Origin of the sequence: Pseudomonas rhizoryzae, from assembly GCF_005250615.1 — a bacterium.
GTDB classification, from domain to species: Bacteria; Pseudomonadota; Gammaproteobacteria; order Pseudomonadales; family Pseudomonadaceae; genus Chryseomonas; species Chryseomonas rhizoryzae.
On record NZ_SULM01000007.1, the window covers coordinates 82,979 to 98,818 of the forward strand.

Sequence of the window (15,840 nt, forward strand, 5' to 3'; positions counted from 1 at the left end):
GCGATCTTCCCCCACCCCGGTATACTCCACCGCGCTATAGGGCCTATAGCTCAGTTGGTTAGAGCAGAGGACTCATAATCCTTTGGTCCACGGTTCGAGTCCGTGTGGGCCCACCAGGTTTTGAAAGCCGCGCACCGCGCGGCTTTTTCATGCCTGGGATCTGGGCTTTTGCTCTGCCTTCCCTAGTCCTACTGCTTTAGCCGAACGTCTGAACGAAGGGCGCTGCGCAATGCCGGATGGCAGCGACGACCTGGGGCGCCTGGCTGCAAAGCTCCGTCGAACGCTGCAGTACCCGTTCCAGCGCCTCCAGCTGGGCGCGGATCACCTCAGCCGGTCGCTCAACGTCGCAGACTTGCGCAAAATCCAACAAACCCTGGCGCGAGGCGAACAGCGACTTGTTGCCCATCAACTCCAGCGCAAGCACATCCTCGGGAAGGTAGGCGGTGGTGTTGACGATGTCATAGGCGGGCGCCAGCCGAGCATCACGCTGGGTAGGGTCGGCATAGAGCAATCCGAAGTTCTTCAGATGCGCATCGCCATTGCCGAGGATGCAGCTCAGGCTCACCGTGGCGAAGAGTTGCGCTAACGAGGCGCGGACGTGTTCGGGCGCGCAGAACAGGCGGATGGCCTTGGCGATGGCCGAGTAGCTCTTGCTGTATTTCTGCTCCGCCGCCAAGCCCATCAGCGCGGCCATGTCTTCGAAACCTATAGGTTCGAGATGTTCATCGCGGTCGAAACGGCGCATGACGAAGAGCTTGGCGTTGCTGGAAAGATGGAACTCCGGCACCGGGATACCCGCCTCTCGCGCGACGGACATACAGAGGTATTCGTTGATCGCCAGGCCCGGAAACTCGTCTCGACCGCTCTTGATGATCAGCTCGGCGGTTCTTGAGGTGAAGCGGGCATCCTCTCGCTCGGGCACCAACACCTTGGGCTGTACGCCGGAGATACCGGCGCGCAGGATGTAGCGATCCACCAATTCGACGAACAGGTCCTCCGTACCATCCCAGGCGAGGATCTCGCTGAGCCGCTCGCCTGGAAAGCGTTGGCGCTCCAGCAGTGTATCGATCTCGGGAGAGGCCACCGTCACACGGCCAATAGGCGAGCTGCTGCCAGTCAGTGCTAGTAGGGCCATGGAATCCAGAGAGACCAGCTTGGCCAGCCGGTTTCTTAGCTGTTCCAGCACGTAGCCTTCCGGCAGATTCATCTGGAAGATCGGATGCAGCTCGCGGCGGCGATAGTCATCCAGGCGCACCGGCATCAGCAAACTGATGGCGGCCTGCGTAGAGGCTTCATCTTGGTAACGGAATAGGTAGTCGCCATCCTGAGCCACGAGCGCTCCGCTCTCGCCTGACGGGGTTGCGACGCGCAGTCGGGTCTTCATCAGTTGAACACCCCCTGGATCTCGTCCAGTGTCGGCAATGCGGCGGGGACTACTGCCAGCTCGCAGTCCAAGGCTGCGAGTGCTCGTGCATAGGCTGCCATACCGACACGAGGGTCTCCTCGCTCCACGGCAATGATTTTCTGGCGGGTAAGCCCTGCCAGCGCGGCAAGGTTCGCTTGAGTCAGGCCTCGATTGAGGCGACGCTGGCGGAGTTGGCTACCGAGACGCTGGCTGATCAGCTCGCTATCCATGTTCTACATACGTAACAAAGCCGATGATTTGTTACGTATACGAAACTCTATAAATCCAGTAAAGCTAATTCTATGGCCGGAGAAGGCTATACCATCGAGAGCAACCTGATGGTCACTCTCTAGCAACGCCCTGATAGCTAGACGTGCAGCAGCGCCAATACCCCAACCACCACTCCTCCCCCCGCCACCCCATACACCGCCGCCTGCAACCAACGCCGCCGGGTCAGCAGGGTGATAGCGGCCAGGGAGATGGCGACTTGCATGAGCATGGTGGCCTGGGCCCAGCGGTGGTGGCGGTGGAGTTGGGTTTCGCTCAGGGCTTCGTTGGCCATGACCTTTTCTTCCAGGGCTTCGGCCTTGGTGCGGATTTCCACCTTTTGCTGGGCGTAGCGTTGGCTGTCCTGGGTGAAGCGTTGGATGGTGTCGGGATTGGTAGCGAGAGCCGCGCCCAGGTCGGCGAGGTTCTGTTTTTCGCCCTTGGCCTGGTAGTAGCCCCATTGATTGGCGGCTTCGGTCTTGGCGATGGCTTCTTCGTTCTTGTAGTAGAGCGCCAGGCTCTCGGCGTTGCCGCCCTGGTAGGCGCAGAGGGCGCCTAGCGTCGCGAGGATGGCGGTGGTGACGGCGATACGACCGGTGAGGCTATCGCGGCGATGGCCGCCGTGGGCGGCGTGCTCCACCTCGTGGTCGTGGGGGCCGTGGACTTCGTATTCGCTGGACAAGGCTCAGCTCCGCTGCGGATTCCTGCGGCGAGGCTAGCGGGGGCGGCTTAAGGCCTTCTTAAGGTGTTAGGCTCTGTACGAAAAGTCGCCGAGCGACGGTCAGGCGAGGCGGAAAAGGCTGAGGAAGCGGAGTTTACGAGTGGTAAATGAGCATTCCGAAGCCTTTTTCAACGAAGCATCACCGAGCGCAGGCATTTTTCGTATAGAGCCTAGTTCTGGCTCAGCCTATCGAGTAACTCCCGAGCATGGTAGACCCGATGGCGACGCTGCGCCGGTTCGCTGAGGATGCCGCAATTGATAAGAGTCTCCAGCGCCTTGTTGGCCGTGGGGAAGGACACGCCGAGCCATAGCTGTACCTGGCGCACGGTAACGACCGGCTGGGCCAGTAATAGACGAGGCAGCTTGAGCGCCGCGGCATCACTGCGTAACCCAAGCGCTTCGAGTTGCCTTTGCCAGCGCTGCTCCAGCGCCGTCATATCCTGGGCGATGGTGACGGCGGAGCGGCAGGCATGGGTGACCGCCTCGGCCAGGAAGGTGCACCAGGGAGACCAATCGCCGCGAAGCTGCGTAGCCGCCAGGGTATCGTAGTAGTCCCGCCGATTGCGTAGCAGAAAGCCCGAGAGATACAGCGGTGGATAGCCCTCGGTAGCCAGCATTAGCGGTAGCAGCAGGCGCCCCACCCGACCATTACCGTCGACGAAGGGGTGGATGGTCTCGAACTGGGCGTGTGCCAGCGCCAACTGAGCAACGATGGAGAGCTCGCCCTGCTCGTCCTCGCCTGGCGTGTACTGCAGCACGTCGCGGACGAAGGCGGCCATGCACTCCGGTAGGTATTCAGGCGGCGGCGGGACGAAGGTGGCGTCCTCGATCCGGCGACTCTGACCGATCCAGGCCTGGGTGAGACGGTATTCACCTGGTCGATAGGCTTCTCCCGCGTCATGCATCAATTCTGCATGCAGCTGCTTGACCAGAGGCTCATCCAACGCCGCTCGGCTGCCCTGTTGGCGATAGCTGGCAAGCCCGAACTCCAGCGCCTGCACATAGCGCCGGGTGATGCCTGCATCGGCGGGCAAGCCTTCGCCTCCCGTCACTTCATACTCGAAGAGTTCAGGAAGTTGCGTGCGAGTGCCTTCGATCTGCGAACTGTGCACCGCCTCGCGACGCGCCAGGGTACGGGTGATCAGGTCGTGGTTCGGCAGCAATTGGCTAGAGGCCTTGAGCATGCCCAGGGCCTCATGGGCGTTCCGTAAGGCACTGCTCAACTCGGCCCCGCCAGGTAGCCGCCGCGGCACGGGCGGTGGCACCAGTGCATAGCAATGGGGATAGTCTGGACAACGAACCAGGCAAGCCTGGCGCTCGGGACTCAGATCCTGCTTTCGCATGCGCTATCCATTAATAGGCGGCCGAATTATTAAAGGATAACCCATCAAACCTTAATAAGCCCTTGTCCTATGTAAGTTAAAGCTTGGGCAGGCGCGCCTGCAGCCAACGTCGCAACGGACCGGCTACCCAGCGTTGCAGGGCCAGGCCGAGGAGGACGATGAGCGCCAGGTGCAGCGGCAGCATCCAGCCGGGAATGGGGATAGGTAGGGCCAGTACCTCGCCGACGTCTTCGGCCAGGTCTTCGAGGCTGTCGCCGGCCAGGTGCAACCAGCCCAGCAGGGTGCGCGTCCAGGGTTCGAGGACGCCGATCAGCGGGGTGTGGACGGCGAAGATGCACAACGAGGCCTCGCCGAGGCGCTGGGCCAGGCGGCGTACGCCGGCGCGGGCGGGTTCGCCGAAGGTGGCGCAGGCCAGCAGCAGCGCGGCCTGGAAGGGTGTCAGCAGACCGTTGTGGACCAGGTAGAACCAGCGGCGACCATCGCCCTCCAGCAGCAGGGCGCCCAGCCAGAGGCCGGTGAGGCCGAACAGCAGTAGCGGCAGGCGCAGGCGCTGGGTCGTCTCGGCCACCCAGGGCTCCTGCACGGCGCGATAGAGCAGGATGCCGAGCAGGAATTCCGGCAGGCGGATCAGCGGATTGCGGTGGATGACGCCCACGGTGACGGTATCGAAGGCCTGGGCCCAGGTGGCCAGCAGCGGACCGAGCAGATAGAGCCCCCAGAGAACGGCGGCGGCCACGGCCCAGCGGCGCAGGCGCATCAGCCGCGGGCCGAGCAGCGGGAACAGCAGATAGAAGAACAGCAGCGCCGAGATCGACCAGGCGGCGCCGTTGAGCCAGAGAAAGCGCGGCTCCCAGGATTGCAGCAGGAGCAGTTGCAGGAGCACATGAGTGGTGGCGGCCAGCCAGGACAGCGGCAGCAATTCATCCAGCTCGCTGCCCTCCTCCAACTGCAGATAGGGATGCTGGTTGTAGTAGACCGGCACCCCGTGTTCCAGCCAGGAATCCTGTGACAGCCCATAGGCCAGGCCCAAGGCCACCAGCAGGGTGAGCAGATGGATGGGATAGAGATTGCACAGGCGACGCAGCACGAAGCCGCGCGAGCTGCCCTTGAGTGTGCCCTGGCGATCCAGGCTGACGTGGGCCAGCAGGAAGCCGGAGAGCAGGAAGAAGGTACTGGTGGCGAAGAAGCCCATGCCGGCCAGGCGGCGGAAGGCGTCCGGCAGATCGCTGTAGAGCCCGCCCAGGTGGTAGACGACCATGTACAGCGCCATGAGGAATCTCAGCCATTCCAGACCGTAGTAACGGGCCGTGGGGCGCAGTGCAGACGAGGTGGTCATGGCAGCGGATGTACGACAGCTAAAGGCTTATTGTAAGTCGCTCAAACGCTGCCTTTGACCTTAAATATGACGAAAACGTGACAACGAGTGTCGCGGCATACCAGGCACTGCCCAGTGCACTAGTGAGCCGATCTCTGGAATATCCCGCCACGCCGAGATGCAGCGGGCTTATTTAACCCGCGAACATGGGCTCCGGCAGCCCCTGCACCCCGGGATCGAGGGCGAACAGCCCGCCCGCCAGCGGCTGGTCGCTCAGGTCTCCCCCCGGACGGATGGAGGTGACGAACAGGGTGTCCAGGTTGCGCCCACCGAAGGCGCACATGGCGGGCTTCTTGACCGGTACGGCCAGGGAGCGATCCAGGCGGCCGTCGGGGGTGAAGCGGTGGATAAGGCCGGCGTCGTTGCCACAGATCCAGTAGCAGCCGTCGACGTCCACCGCAGCGCCATCGGGACGGCCGGGATGGGCGTTCATGTCGACGAACAGCCGTCGGTTGGTCGGCGTGCCTGTGTCCAAGTCGTAGTCGAAGGCCCAGATCAGTTGGCGACTCGGATGGGAATCGGAGAGGTAGAGGGTACGGCCATCGGGGCTCAGCGCCAGGCCGTTGGGGACGATGAGGTCGTCCAGCAGCAGCCGAGCGCCCTCGCCTGCCGTGTGGCTGTAGAGACGCCCAGCCGGCACGCCCTGGGCCATGTCCTGCACCATGGTCCCCACCAGGAAGCGCCCCTGGCGATCGCAGCGACCGTCGTTGCATCTCATGGCCGGCTGGGTGTGGTCGAGGGTGACCAGGCGCTCGCCACTCAGCTCGCCGGAGGCTTGGGGCTGCAAGGCGAAAAGTCCTGTTTCCAGGCCAGCGAGCCAACCACCACCTGCGCGGGCGGCGATGCAGGCGAGCATTTCCGGCGCGCTCCAGCTGTCCAGCGCGCCGCCCGGGGTCCAGCGGTGCAGGCGCTGGGCGGGGATATCGACCCAGTAGAGCGCCTGCTCGGCGACATGCCAGACCGGGCACTCGCCGGTGGCGTTGCGGGCATCGACCAGTAGTTCAGCACTCATGGCCAGCCTCTCAGTCGTCGAAGGGGCCGGTGGCGACGAAGGCGCCGCCCTGGTAGACCCGCGACGGATCGTCCGCCGCTGGCAGGGGCTGGGCCTCGACCTTGGCGCGGAACTGTTCGGAGCTGTCCTTGGGCTGGAAGCCCAGGTGCGCGGCCAGACGGTTGTCCCACCAGCTGTCGCGGTTGTTGGAGGCGCCGTAGACGATGGTATGGCCGACGTCCGGGGTGGTCAGGCTGCGCAGGATGAGGTCGGTCAGGTCCTCGTAGCTCAGCCAGGTGGCGAGCATGCGGCGGTTCTGCGCCTCGGGGAAGGAGGAGCCGATGCGGATGCTCACCGTCTCGATGCCATGGCGGTCGAAATAGAAGCTGGCCAGGTCTTCGCCGAAGGCCTTGGACAGGCCGTAGTAGCTGTCCGGGCGCTGGGGCACGCTGGCGTCGATGCGCTGGTCCTGGCGGTAGAAGCCGATGACGTGGTTGGAGCTGGCGAAGACGATACGCTTCACCCCATGGCGCCGTGCCGCTTCATAGAGGTTGAAGGTGCCGCGGATGTTGGCTTCGAGGATGGGTTCGAAGGCATGTTCGGTGGAGATGCCGCCGAAGTGCAGGATGGCATCGACGCCTTCGACGAGGGCATGGACGCCGGCCTTGTCCGCCAGGTCGCAGGTCACCACCTCTTCCGCCGCGTCTTGAGCGGGCTCCATCGGGGCGATGTCGGACAGCCGCAGGATCTCGGCATGGGGCTTGAGCCGCTGGCGCAGCTCCTTGCCCAGACCGCCGGCAGCGCCGGTCAGCAGCAGACGATGGAAGGGAGAGGTACGGACTTCGGACATGAGCAGGCGCCTTCTTATCGAGTTATCTGGCTAGAGGTACGACATCCCACCTCTTTCTTCGATTCTCGCGGGCGCCTTGAGCCCTGTCAATGCTAGCTAGGCAGACAGGGCAGCCGCAGGCGGAAGGTCGCGCCCTGCCCCGCGATGCTTTCCACGTGCAGGCTACCGCTGTGCGCCTTGACGATCTGGTCGGCGATGTAGAGGCCCAGGCCCAGGCCGGCGATGTTCTCGGTGCCGCTGGCGCGCTCGAACTGGCGGAAGATCAGTGCCTGGTGTTCCACCGGAATGCCGATGCCATGGTCCTTGACGCTGAGCTCCACCTCGGCGCCGTCGCCACGCAGGGTGATTTCCACCGGGCGGCCGGCGCCGTATCTCATGGCGTTGGTCAGCAGGTTGGTGATCACCTGCTCGATGCGGAATTCATCCCAGTAGCCCGGCGCCGGACTTTCCGCGTGCAATTGCACCGGGCAACCGGCCGCGGCGAATTGCGAGGCGAAGCTGTCCACCACGGTGTTGACCAGGATGGCGAGATCGCACTGCGAGGGGCGGATGGACAGCTTGCCGGTACGGATACGCGAGATGTCGAGCATGTCGTCGATCAGGTGCACCAGCCGCTGGATCTGGCGCTCGTCGCGCTCGGCCATGCCGGCCAGCTTGTCCGGCGTGAAGGCCTCCAGCTTGCCCTTGTCCAGATACATGCGCCGCAACTGGGCTTCGAGCATCAGGGTATTGAGCGGCGTCTTGAGTTCATGGGAGACCATGGACATGAAGTCGTCGCGGGTACGTACCGCCTGCTGCAACTCCACCTGGGTCTGGCGCAGCTCGGCGAGCAGGACTTCCTGCTCCTGGCGACTCTGCTCCAGGGCCACCAGCTGCTCGGCCAGGCGCTTGCGGTGCCAGTAGAGGTCGACGAACACCCGGGTCTTGCTCTTCACCGCATGGACATCGAGGGGCTTGTGCAGGAAGTCCACCGCACCGCTCTCGTAGCCCTTGAAGGCATAGTTCAGATCACGGCCGGCGGCGCTGACGAAGACGATGGGGATGTGCCGGGTCTTTTCCAGACCGCGCATCATCTCCGCCAGCTCGAAGCCGTTCATGCCCGGCATCTGCACGTCGAGGATCGCCAGGGCGAATTCGTGCATCAGCAAGAGCTCTAGCGCCGCCTCGGCGGAGCTAGCCTGGAAGATTTCCAACTCCTCGCTGCGCAGCAAGGCTTCCAGTGCCAGGAGATTCTCCGGCAGGTCGTCTACGAGCAGGATCTTCGCCTGCTCGACGGGTACATCAGCCATGGTCGCGTTCCAGCTCGGTGAGCAATAGATGGATGCCCGGCACATCCAGCACGAAATCCGGGTCGAATTTCTTCAGCGCCGCCTCGGGCATGGTCGGCACCTCGGCCGAGCGCGGGCACTGGACGACCGTGACGCCACCGTTCTGGCTCAAGGTATGCAATCCACTGGCGCCATCGTGGTTGGCACCGGTCAGCAGGATGCCGCAGACCTGCTCGCCCAAGGCGTCGGCCGCGCTTTCGAACAGCACGTCGATGGACGGCCGGGAAAACTGCACCGGCTCGTCGCGCGAGAGCGAGAAGCTGAAGTCATCCTCCACCAGCAGGTGATAGCCCGGCGGCGCGAAATACAGGGTACCCGGCAGTATAGCGTCCTTGTCTTCAGCCTCGCGGACCCTCAGGGCCAGACGGTTCTGGAACAACTCGGCCAGTCGCGAGGTGCGGTCGTCCGGCAGGTGCAGCACCACCGCCAGCGGCAGCCGGAAACTGGCCGGCAGCGCCGACAGCAGACGCAGCAGCACCTGCAGCCCGCCGGCTGAAGCTCCGATGACGATGAGGCGCAAGGGTTTCACGGGCGGGAACATGCTAGAGCCTGCGGAACAGTCGTTCCTGCTTCACCACCGGCTCGAAGTGGTTGGCATAGGCGGAGAAGTCCAGCGACTCCTTGCTGCCCAGGCCGAGAAAGCCGCGGTGACTCAGGGACTCGTGGAACAACCCGAGCGCCCGATTCTGCAGATTCTTGTTGAAGTAGATGAGCACGTTACGGCAGGACACCAGCTGGGTCTCGGAAAAGACGCTGTCGGTAGCCAGACTGTGATCGGCGAAGGTCACGTTGGCGATCAGCGACTTGTCGAACAGCGCGCCATCGTAGGCCGCGGTGTAGTAGTCGGAGAAGGCCCGGGTGCCGCCGGCCTTCTGGTAGCTGGCGGTATAGGCGCGCATCCGCTCCAGCGGAAAGATGCCCTGGCGAGCCTTCTCGATGGAGCGTGGATTGATGTCAGTGGCATAGAACAGGGTGCGGTCGAGCAGCCCTTCTTCCTGGAACAGGATGGCCATCGAAAAGACTTCCTCGCCGGTGCTGCAGCCGGCGATCCACACCTTGAGCGAGGGATAGGTACGCAGCACCGGCACCACCTGCTGGCGCAGGGCGAGGAAGTAGCCCGGATCGCGAAACATCTCGCTCACCGGGATGGTGATGAATTGCAGCAGCTCGGCGAACAGTGCCGGATCACGCAGCACCCGCTCCTGCAGCGCCGAGATGCTCGGGCAGTCGAAGCGGGTCAGCGCCTGGAGTACCCGGCGCTTGAGCGAGGCCTTGGAGTAATTGCGGAAATCGTGGCTGTACCTCAGGAAGATGCCTTCCAGCAGCAACCTCAGCTCGATGTCCTGCAGCCGTTCGCTCATGACCTACAGGCGCTCCAGCGACGGCATCCAGACGCGGATCAGTGAGAACAACCGATCCAGGTCGATGGGCTTGGCCAGATAGTCGCTGGCGCCGGCGGCGAGGCAGCGCTCCTGGTCGTCCTTCATGGCCTTGGCGGTGATGGCGATGATCGGCAGCTTCTTCATGTGCGGCCGCTTGCGGATCTCACGCATGGCTTCGTAGCCGTCCATCATCGGCATCATGATGTCCATCAGCACCAGGTCGATGGTGTCGCTGTTGTCGAGCTTCTCCAAGGCTTCCAGGCCGTTGCGGGCGATCTCCACCTTGGCGCCCTTCTGCTCCAGGGCGCTGGTGAGGGCGAAGATGTTGCGCACGTCGTCATCCACCAGCAACAGAGTGCGGCCGTCGAAAGCCTTCTCACGGCTGCGGGCGCTCTCCAGCATGCGCTGGCGATCGATCGGCATGTCGGCCTCGATCTTGTGCAGGAACAGCGTCACCTCGTCGAGCAGGCGCTCCGGTGAACGGGCACCCTTGATGATGATGGAGCGCGAATACTTGAGCAGGGAGGCTTCTTCGTCACGCGACAGGCTGCGGCCGGTATAGACGATCACCGGCGGGAAGGAGCAGATGTCCTCGCTGGCCATGCGTTCGAGCAACTCACCGCCTTCCATGTCCGGCAGCTTGAGGTCGATGACCATGCAGTCGTAGACCTCGTCGCGCAGCAGGGCCAGCGCCTGGCTGCCCATCTCCACCGCGGTGATTTCCACGTCCACGTCGCCGATCAGCTTGGCGATGCTGTCGCGCTGAAGGGCGTCGTCTTCCACCAGCAGCACCCGCTTGATGCCGGCGGCGAACTTGGCTTCCAGGCGGCCGAAGGCCTCCTTGAGTTCATCACGGGTGGTGGGCTTGATGGCATAGCCGACCGCGCCCATGTGCATGGCGGTCTCGATGCGATCCGAGGCCGAGACCACGTGCACCGGAATGTGCCGGGTCAGCGGATTTTCCTTGAGCCGCTCCAGCACCGTCAGGCCGGAATGGTCGGGTAGCCCCATGTCCAGCAGGATGGCGTCGGGGCGATACTCCAGGGCGGCGGCGAAGCCTTCTTCGGCGCGATGGGCCACCAGGCAGCTGTATTTCAGCTCATGGGCGAGATCGAAGAGGATCTGCGCGAAGGGCACTTCGTCTTCGATCACCAGCACCCGGCGATCCGGATAGGGCCAGTTGTCCCGGTCGTCGGCGAAGGCTGCCCCCACGGGAGCCGCCGCCTCGGTGACCGGCGGCGCCGCTGGCGGTCGCGGGGTCGCGGCCAGCGCCGGCAGCGATGCGGGTGCCGCGGTCGGAGCGGAGATCGCGGTCGGGGCGGTGACCGGAGTGATGGGCAGCTCGGGCGCAGCGGCTTCCTGGTACTCCAGCGGCAGGCGCAGGGTGAAGGTACTGCCCTCCCCAGGCTGGCTGGTGACGGTCAGGGTGCCACCCAGCAAGAGCGCCAGATCACGGGAGATCGACAGCCCCAGGCCGGTGCCACCGTAGCGACGGGTGATGGCACCATCCGCCTGGCGGAAGGCCTCGAAGATCAACTCCTGCTGTTCCGGGGCGATGCCGATACCGGTGTCACTGACCGCAAAGCTGGGCTGGCCGTCTTCCAAGGACAGCCGCAGGCTGACCTGGCCGTGCTCGGTGAACTTGAAGGCGTTGGACAGCAGATTCTTGAGGATCTGTTCGATCCGCTGGCGATCGCTGAAGAAGGCCGGTGGCATCCGTGCATCCAGCTCCACCACGAAGGCGACGCCCTTGTTCTGGGCAATCGGCTCGAAGGCGGTCTTGAGGCTTTCCACCAGGCGCCGCAGGGAGACCTGCTCGGGGCGGATCTCCAGCATCCCAGCCTCGACCTTGGAGATGTCGAGGATGTCGTTGATCAGGGTGAGCAGATCGTTGCCCGCCGAGTAGATGGATTCGGCATAGCGCACCTGCTCATCGCTCAGGTTGCCGGCGGGATTGTCCGCCAGCAGCTTGGACAGGATCAGCGAGCTGTTCAGCGGCGTGCGCAATTCGTGGGACATGTTCGCCAGGAATTCGGACTTGTACTGGCTGGCGCGCTCCAGCTCACGGGCGCGCTCTTCCAGCATCTGCTGGGCTTCGTTGAGGCGATTGTTGCGGTCGTCCAGCACGTCGCGCTGCTGCAGGAGTTCCTGGGCTTGCTCGGACAGTTGCTCGTTGGTCTGCTCCAACTCCGCCTGTTGCTGCTCCAGGTGCACCTGGGATTCCTTGAGCGCCTGGGACTGTTCCTCCAGCTCCTCATTGGCGGTGCGCAGCTCTTCCTGCTGGACCTGCAACTCTTCGTTGAGCTGCTGGGTTTCCGCCAGCACCTGCTGCAGGCGCTGGCGATAACGCGCGGCCTCCACCGAAGAGCCGATGGAATCGGCGATCAGCGTCATCAACTCTTCGTCCTGCGGCCGCAGGGCGCGCAGGAAGCCCAGCTCCACTACGCCATTCACCCGGCCGTCATTCTCGATGGGCACGATGAGGGCAGCGCTGGCTTCGCGCTCGCCCAAGGTGGAATTGACCTTGAGGTAGTCGGCCGGCAGCTGATCCAGCGCCAAGCTGCGGCCTTCCAGCACGACTTGCCCAGCCAGGCCTTCGCCCGGCGCCAGGCGCTGGCGGCGGCGTCGACCGTCGTCGTCCAGGGCGTAATCGGCGACCCGTTCGAGGCTGCCATCGTCGAGTCTCACATAGAGGGCCCCGGCAGCAGCGCCCAGATAGCGCGCCAGGAATTGCAGGATGCTTTGCCCCAGGGGGGCGAGCGCGGCCTGGCCGATGACCGCCTCGGACAGCTGATTCTGCCCCGAGCGGAACCAGCTCTGCCGCTCCAGGTTTTCGGTGTGATCGGCCTGCTGATCGAGCAGCCGGGTGTAGGTCGCCGAAAGCCGCATGAGTTCACGACGACCGAAGAAGGCCATGATAGCCGACAGCAGCAGGCTGACGATAAGGAAGGCGGCGACGAAGATCACCGTCATGCGGCTGGCGGTCTCGGTCCGCTCGGCGCGCATCTGCTCTTCGTAGGCGATGAAGTCGGTGTAGTCGCGACGGATGCTGTCGATGCGATTCTTGCCCTGGCCGTCGTTCAGGGGCGTCTGGAAATCGCCGCCCAGCCGGCGGGCCTCGATCACTCGGCTCGCATAGTCACGCCACTCGCGGTGCACCGCTTCGATCCGCTCGAGCCGACGGACCTGCACGGCGCTATCGCTGACCAGAGTCTTGAGCTCGTCGAGCTGCGGCTCGAAATCGGGCAGGGCACGCTCATAGGGCTGCAGGAAGTTGGTATTGCCGCTTAGCAGGTAGCCGCGCATACCGGTTTCCAGATCGACCACCAGGCGGAAATTGGCATTGGCGGTACTGATGACGCGGTCGGTGTGCTCGACCCACTGGGTGACCCGCAGCAGGTAATAGATGATGGCGATGAAGAAGATCGCGCTGAAGACGCCGATGCTCAGAGGCAGCGAGAGATTGCGTTTGAGGATCTGGCTGAAATGCTTCTGATCGAGGGGCGACTCGCGATTCATGGGTCTGAAAGCCTTGTACAGAACGATACGGTCGGCGACGGCTAGGCCCCCACCTGCAGGAGTGTGCCGTCACCGACCGCTACGCGGTCGAAGACCGCTCGACGAACCTGCCACGCCCGGCCAGCTAACCTTGAAAGGGCCGCGAAGACGCCTTTACCTTGCGTAAATTCGGCTTCCCAAGCGCTTTCACCGCAGCCGGCGCTACGCGCGCAAAGCGCGTTGGCGCATCACATCAACGACGGGCAATCACCCAGACGGCATGGATGATACCCGGAATGTAGCCCAGCAACGTCAGCAGGATGTTCAGCCAAAAGGCGCCGCCGAAGCCGACCTGCAGGAAAACACCCACCGGAGGCAGGATGATGGCGAAGATGAGGCGGATGAGGTCCATTTCAGACTCCAGTACAGGGCAGGCAAGAAGATCCTGCTAAGACTGGCGCCTGCGGAATCAGGTTCCGGCAGGCAATAAAAAACCCCGCCGAAGCGGGGTTTCGTAGACTTAACCCGACATCCTTGTCGGGCCGCCAATCCTTGGCCATCTATCCCTGAGAGTCTCTGCCCGACATCCTTGCCGGGGGGCCATCCTGGCCACATTTCCTTGAAATCATCTGGAGCGCTGGGCACATCCTGTACCGCGATCCGATGGGTGTAGATTACGCAGCCGCAGGCCCCTAGGCGATGGCGTATCACGGCGACGTCGTGTAAGCCTTGGCTTACACGGATGCGCTTTTTACCTTGTCGCTCAAAGATTTAGAAAGCTTCCTCGGCCAGGGCGTAGAGCGGTTGCGCACCACTGCGTACGGCCGCTGCCAGGCTCAGGGTGCGCGGCAGCAGGCGGGCGAAATAGAAACGCGCCGTGGCGAGCTTGGCCTCGGCGAAGGATGCCTCCTGTTCCGCCGCCGCTGCGGCGGCACGCGCCCAGAGGTAGCCATAGGCGACATAGCCGAACAGGTGCAGGTAATCCACCGAAGCCGCGCCGAGTTGCAGGGGATCGGCGGCACCGGCCTGCAGCAGCCACTCGGTCACCCCGTCCAGTTCATCCAGCGCCTGGCGCAGGGGCGCAGCGAATTCGCTGTCCGCCGGGAGGCCGGCCAGGTATTGATGGACCTCTTCGCTGAAGGGGCGATAGAGCGCGCCACGGCTGCCGGCCAGCTTGCGACCCACCAGGTCCAACGCCTGGATGCCGTTGGTACCTTCGTAGATCTGGGTGATGCGCACGTCGCGCACCAGTTGCTCCTGGCCCCATTCGCGGATGTAGCCATGGCCGCCGAATATTTGCTGGCCATGCACGCACAGCTCCAGGCCGAGATCGGTGAGAAAGCCCTTGGCTACCGGAGTGAGTAGTGCCACCAGGGCCTCGGCGCGTTCGCGCTCGGCGGGCTCGGGGCTGTACTTGGCGGTGTCCAGTTGCAGGGCGACATAGCTGGAGAACAGCCGGCCACCTTCGTTGAGGGCCTTCATGGTCAGCAGCATGCGACGGACATCGGGGTGGACGATGATCGGATCGGCACTCTTGGCCGCCTGCTGGACGCCGGCCGGTGAGCGGCTCTGAAGGCGTTCGCGAGCGTAGGCCAAGGCATTCTGGTAGGAGCGTTCGCTGGAGCCCAGGCCCTGGATTCCGACGCCCAGGCGCTCGTAGTTCATCATGGTGAACATGGCGGCCAGGCCCTTGTTGACCTCGCCCACCAGGTAACCGACAGCGCCGTCGAAGTTCATCACGCAGGTGGCGGCGCCCTTGATGCCCATCTTGTGCTCCAGGGAGCCACAGGCCACGGCGTTGCGCTCCCCCAGGTTGCCCGCCTCGTCCACCTGGATCTTGGGCACCAGAAACAGCGAGATACCCTTGGAGCCGGCCGGTGCATCGGGCAGCTTGGCCAGCACCAGGTGGATGATGTTCTCGGTGAGGTCATGCTCGCCGGCGGTGATGAAGATCTTGGTGCCGGTCACGCGGTAGCTGCCATCGGCCTGGGGCTCGGCGCGGGTGCGGATCAGGCCCAGATCGGTGCCGGCGTGGGGCTCGGTCAGGCACATGGAGCCGGACCACTGGCCGCTGTAGAGATTGGGCAGATAGGCCTGCTTGAGTTCCTCACTGCCATGGGCATGCAGGGCCAGGCAGGCTCCGGCGCTGAGCATTGGATAGAGGCCGAAGGCCAGGCAGCTGGCGTGCATCATTTCCTCGACCTGGGCGGTGAGCACCTTGGGCATGCCCATGCCGCCGTATTCGGGATCGCCACCGACACCGACCCAGCCACCCTCGGCGAAGGCCTGGTAGGCCTGGCGGAAGCCCTGGGGTGTGGTCACCTCGCCGTTCTGCCAGTGGCAACCTTCTTCATCGGAATTGCGATTGAGCGGCGCCAGCTCCTGGGCGCACAGCTTGCCGGCTTCTTCGAGGATGGCATCGGCGGTCTCGCCGTCGACCACCTCGGCCAGCGCGGGCCACTGGCTCCAGCGGTCCTTGACCTTGAGGACGGCATCCAGCACGAAGCGGATATCACGAAGCGGCGGGGTGTAGTCGGCCATGTCGAGTCTCCTCGGAAGGTGTTCTTGTCGGTATGACCCGAGTGTAAGACCGAACCGGAAGGGAGACATAGGTTCATGTTCTGACTTGGCGGTCAGCTGATCGGAGGTCATCCAGAAAGACAAAAACCCCGCCTTAGCG

General features: G+C 63.9%; 13 protein-coding genes and 1 tRNA gene. 1 reads left to right on the forward strand and 13 read right to left on the reverse strand.

What is annotated here, in order from left to right:
• The first annotated feature begins 39 nt into the window (after nt 1–39).
• A tRNA-Ile gene (locus tag FAZ11_RS12745) sits at nt 40–116 on the forward strand.
• Nucleotides 117–196: 80 nt separating this feature from the next.
• Here FAZ11_RS12745 and FAZ11_RS12750 read toward each other — a convergent pair.
• From FAZ11_RS12750 to FAZ11_RS12815, 13 genes are all read right to left on the reverse strand, one after another.
• Complete coding sequence (locus FAZ11_RS12750; protein ID WP_058774468.1) at nt 197–1,384, reverse strand: type II toxin-antitoxin system HipA family toxin; 1,188 nt, start codon at nt 1,382–1,384, stop codon at nt 197–199.
• A complete protein-coding gene (locus tag FAZ11_RS12755; protein WP_058774469.1) occupies nt 1,384–1,635 on the reverse strand; it encodes a helix-turn-helix transcriptional regulator in 252 nt (83 codons plus the stop codon). The genes FAZ11_RS12750 and FAZ11_RS12755 overlap by 1 nt, the downstream gene beginning before the upstream one ends.
• 137 nt (nt 1,636–1,772) lie before the next feature.
• Entirely contained in the window at nt 1,773–2,354 is a 582-nt protein-coding gene (locus FAZ11_RS12760) for a DUF4337 domain-containing protein (protein WP_058774528.1), read from the reverse strand.
• Nucleotides 2,355–2,563: 209 nt separating this feature from the next.
• Nucleotides 2,564–3,736 carry a Fic family protein gene (locus FAZ11_RS12770; RefSeq protein WP_058772247.1) on the reverse strand — a complete coding sequence of 391 codons (1,173 nt, stop codon included), beginning with the start codon at nt 3,734–3,736 and terminating at the stop codon, nt 2,564–2,566.
• A 76-nt stretch (nt 3,737–3,812) separates the two neighbouring features.
• Nucleotides 3,813–5,072 carry an acyltransferase family protein gene (locus tag FAZ11_RS12775; protein WP_193557153.1) on the reverse strand — a complete coding sequence of 420 codons (1,260 nt, stop codon included), beginning with the start codon at nt 5,070–5,072 and terminating at the stop codon, nt 3,813–3,815.
• A gap of 172 nt (nt 5,073–5,244) precedes the next feature.
• Complete coding sequence (locus FAZ11_RS12780; RefSeq protein WP_058772249.1) at nt 5,245–6,123, reverse strand: SMP-30/gluconolactonase/LRE family protein; 879 nt, start codon at nt 6,121–6,123, stop codon at nt 5,245–5,247.
• Nucleotides 6,124–6,133: 10 nt separating this feature from the next.
• Nucleotides 6,134–6,952 (reverse strand): NAD-dependent epimerase/dehydratase family protein, encoded by an 819-nt coding sequence (locus FAZ11_RS12785; protein ID WP_058772250.1) that lies wholly within the window; start codon nt 6,950–6,952, stop codon nt 6,134–6,136.
• Nucleotides 6,953–7,044: 92 nt separating this feature from the next.
• Complete coding sequence (locus FAZ11_RS12790; RefSeq protein ID WP_058772251.1) at nt 7,045–8,241, reverse strand: hybrid sensor histidine kinase/response regulator; 1,197 nt, start codon at nt 8,239–8,241, stop codon at nt 7,045–7,047.
• Nucleotides 8,234–8,821 (reverse strand): chemotaxis protein CheB, encoded by a 588-nt coding sequence (locus tag FAZ11_RS12795; RefSeq protein WP_058772252.1) that lies wholly within the window; start codon nt 8,819–8,821, stop codon nt 8,234–8,236. Before FAZ11_RS12795 ends, FAZ11_RS12790 begins: the two co-directional genes overlap by 8 nt.
• Before the next feature lies 1 nt (nt 8,822).
• On the reverse strand, nt 8,823–9,641 hold the full coding sequence (locus tag FAZ11_RS12800; RefSeq protein ID WP_058760278.1) for a CheR family methyltransferase: 819 nt from the start codon (nt 9,639–9,641) through the stop codon (nt 8,823–8,825).
• Between the two features lie 3 nt (nt 9,642–9,644).
• Complete coding sequence (locus FAZ11_RS12805) at nt 9,645–13,181, reverse strand: response regulator (protein ID WP_058772253.1); 3,537 nt, start codon at nt 13,179–13,181, stop codon at nt 9,645–9,647.
• Between the two features lie 232 nt (nt 13,182–13,413).
• A complete protein-coding gene (locus FAZ11_RS12810; protein ID WP_007159763.1) occupies nt 13,414–13,572 on the reverse strand; it encodes a YqaE/Pmp3 family membrane protein in 159 nt (52 codons plus the stop codon).
• 359 nt (nt 13,573–13,931) lie between these two features.
• Complete coding sequence (locus tag FAZ11_RS12815) at nt 13,932–15,701, reverse strand: acyl-CoA dehydrogenase C-terminal domain-containing protein (RefSeq protein WP_058760280.1); 1,770 nt, start codon at nt 15,699–15,701, stop codon at nt 13,932–13,934.
• Nucleotides 15,702–15,840: the final 139 nt, after the last annotated feature.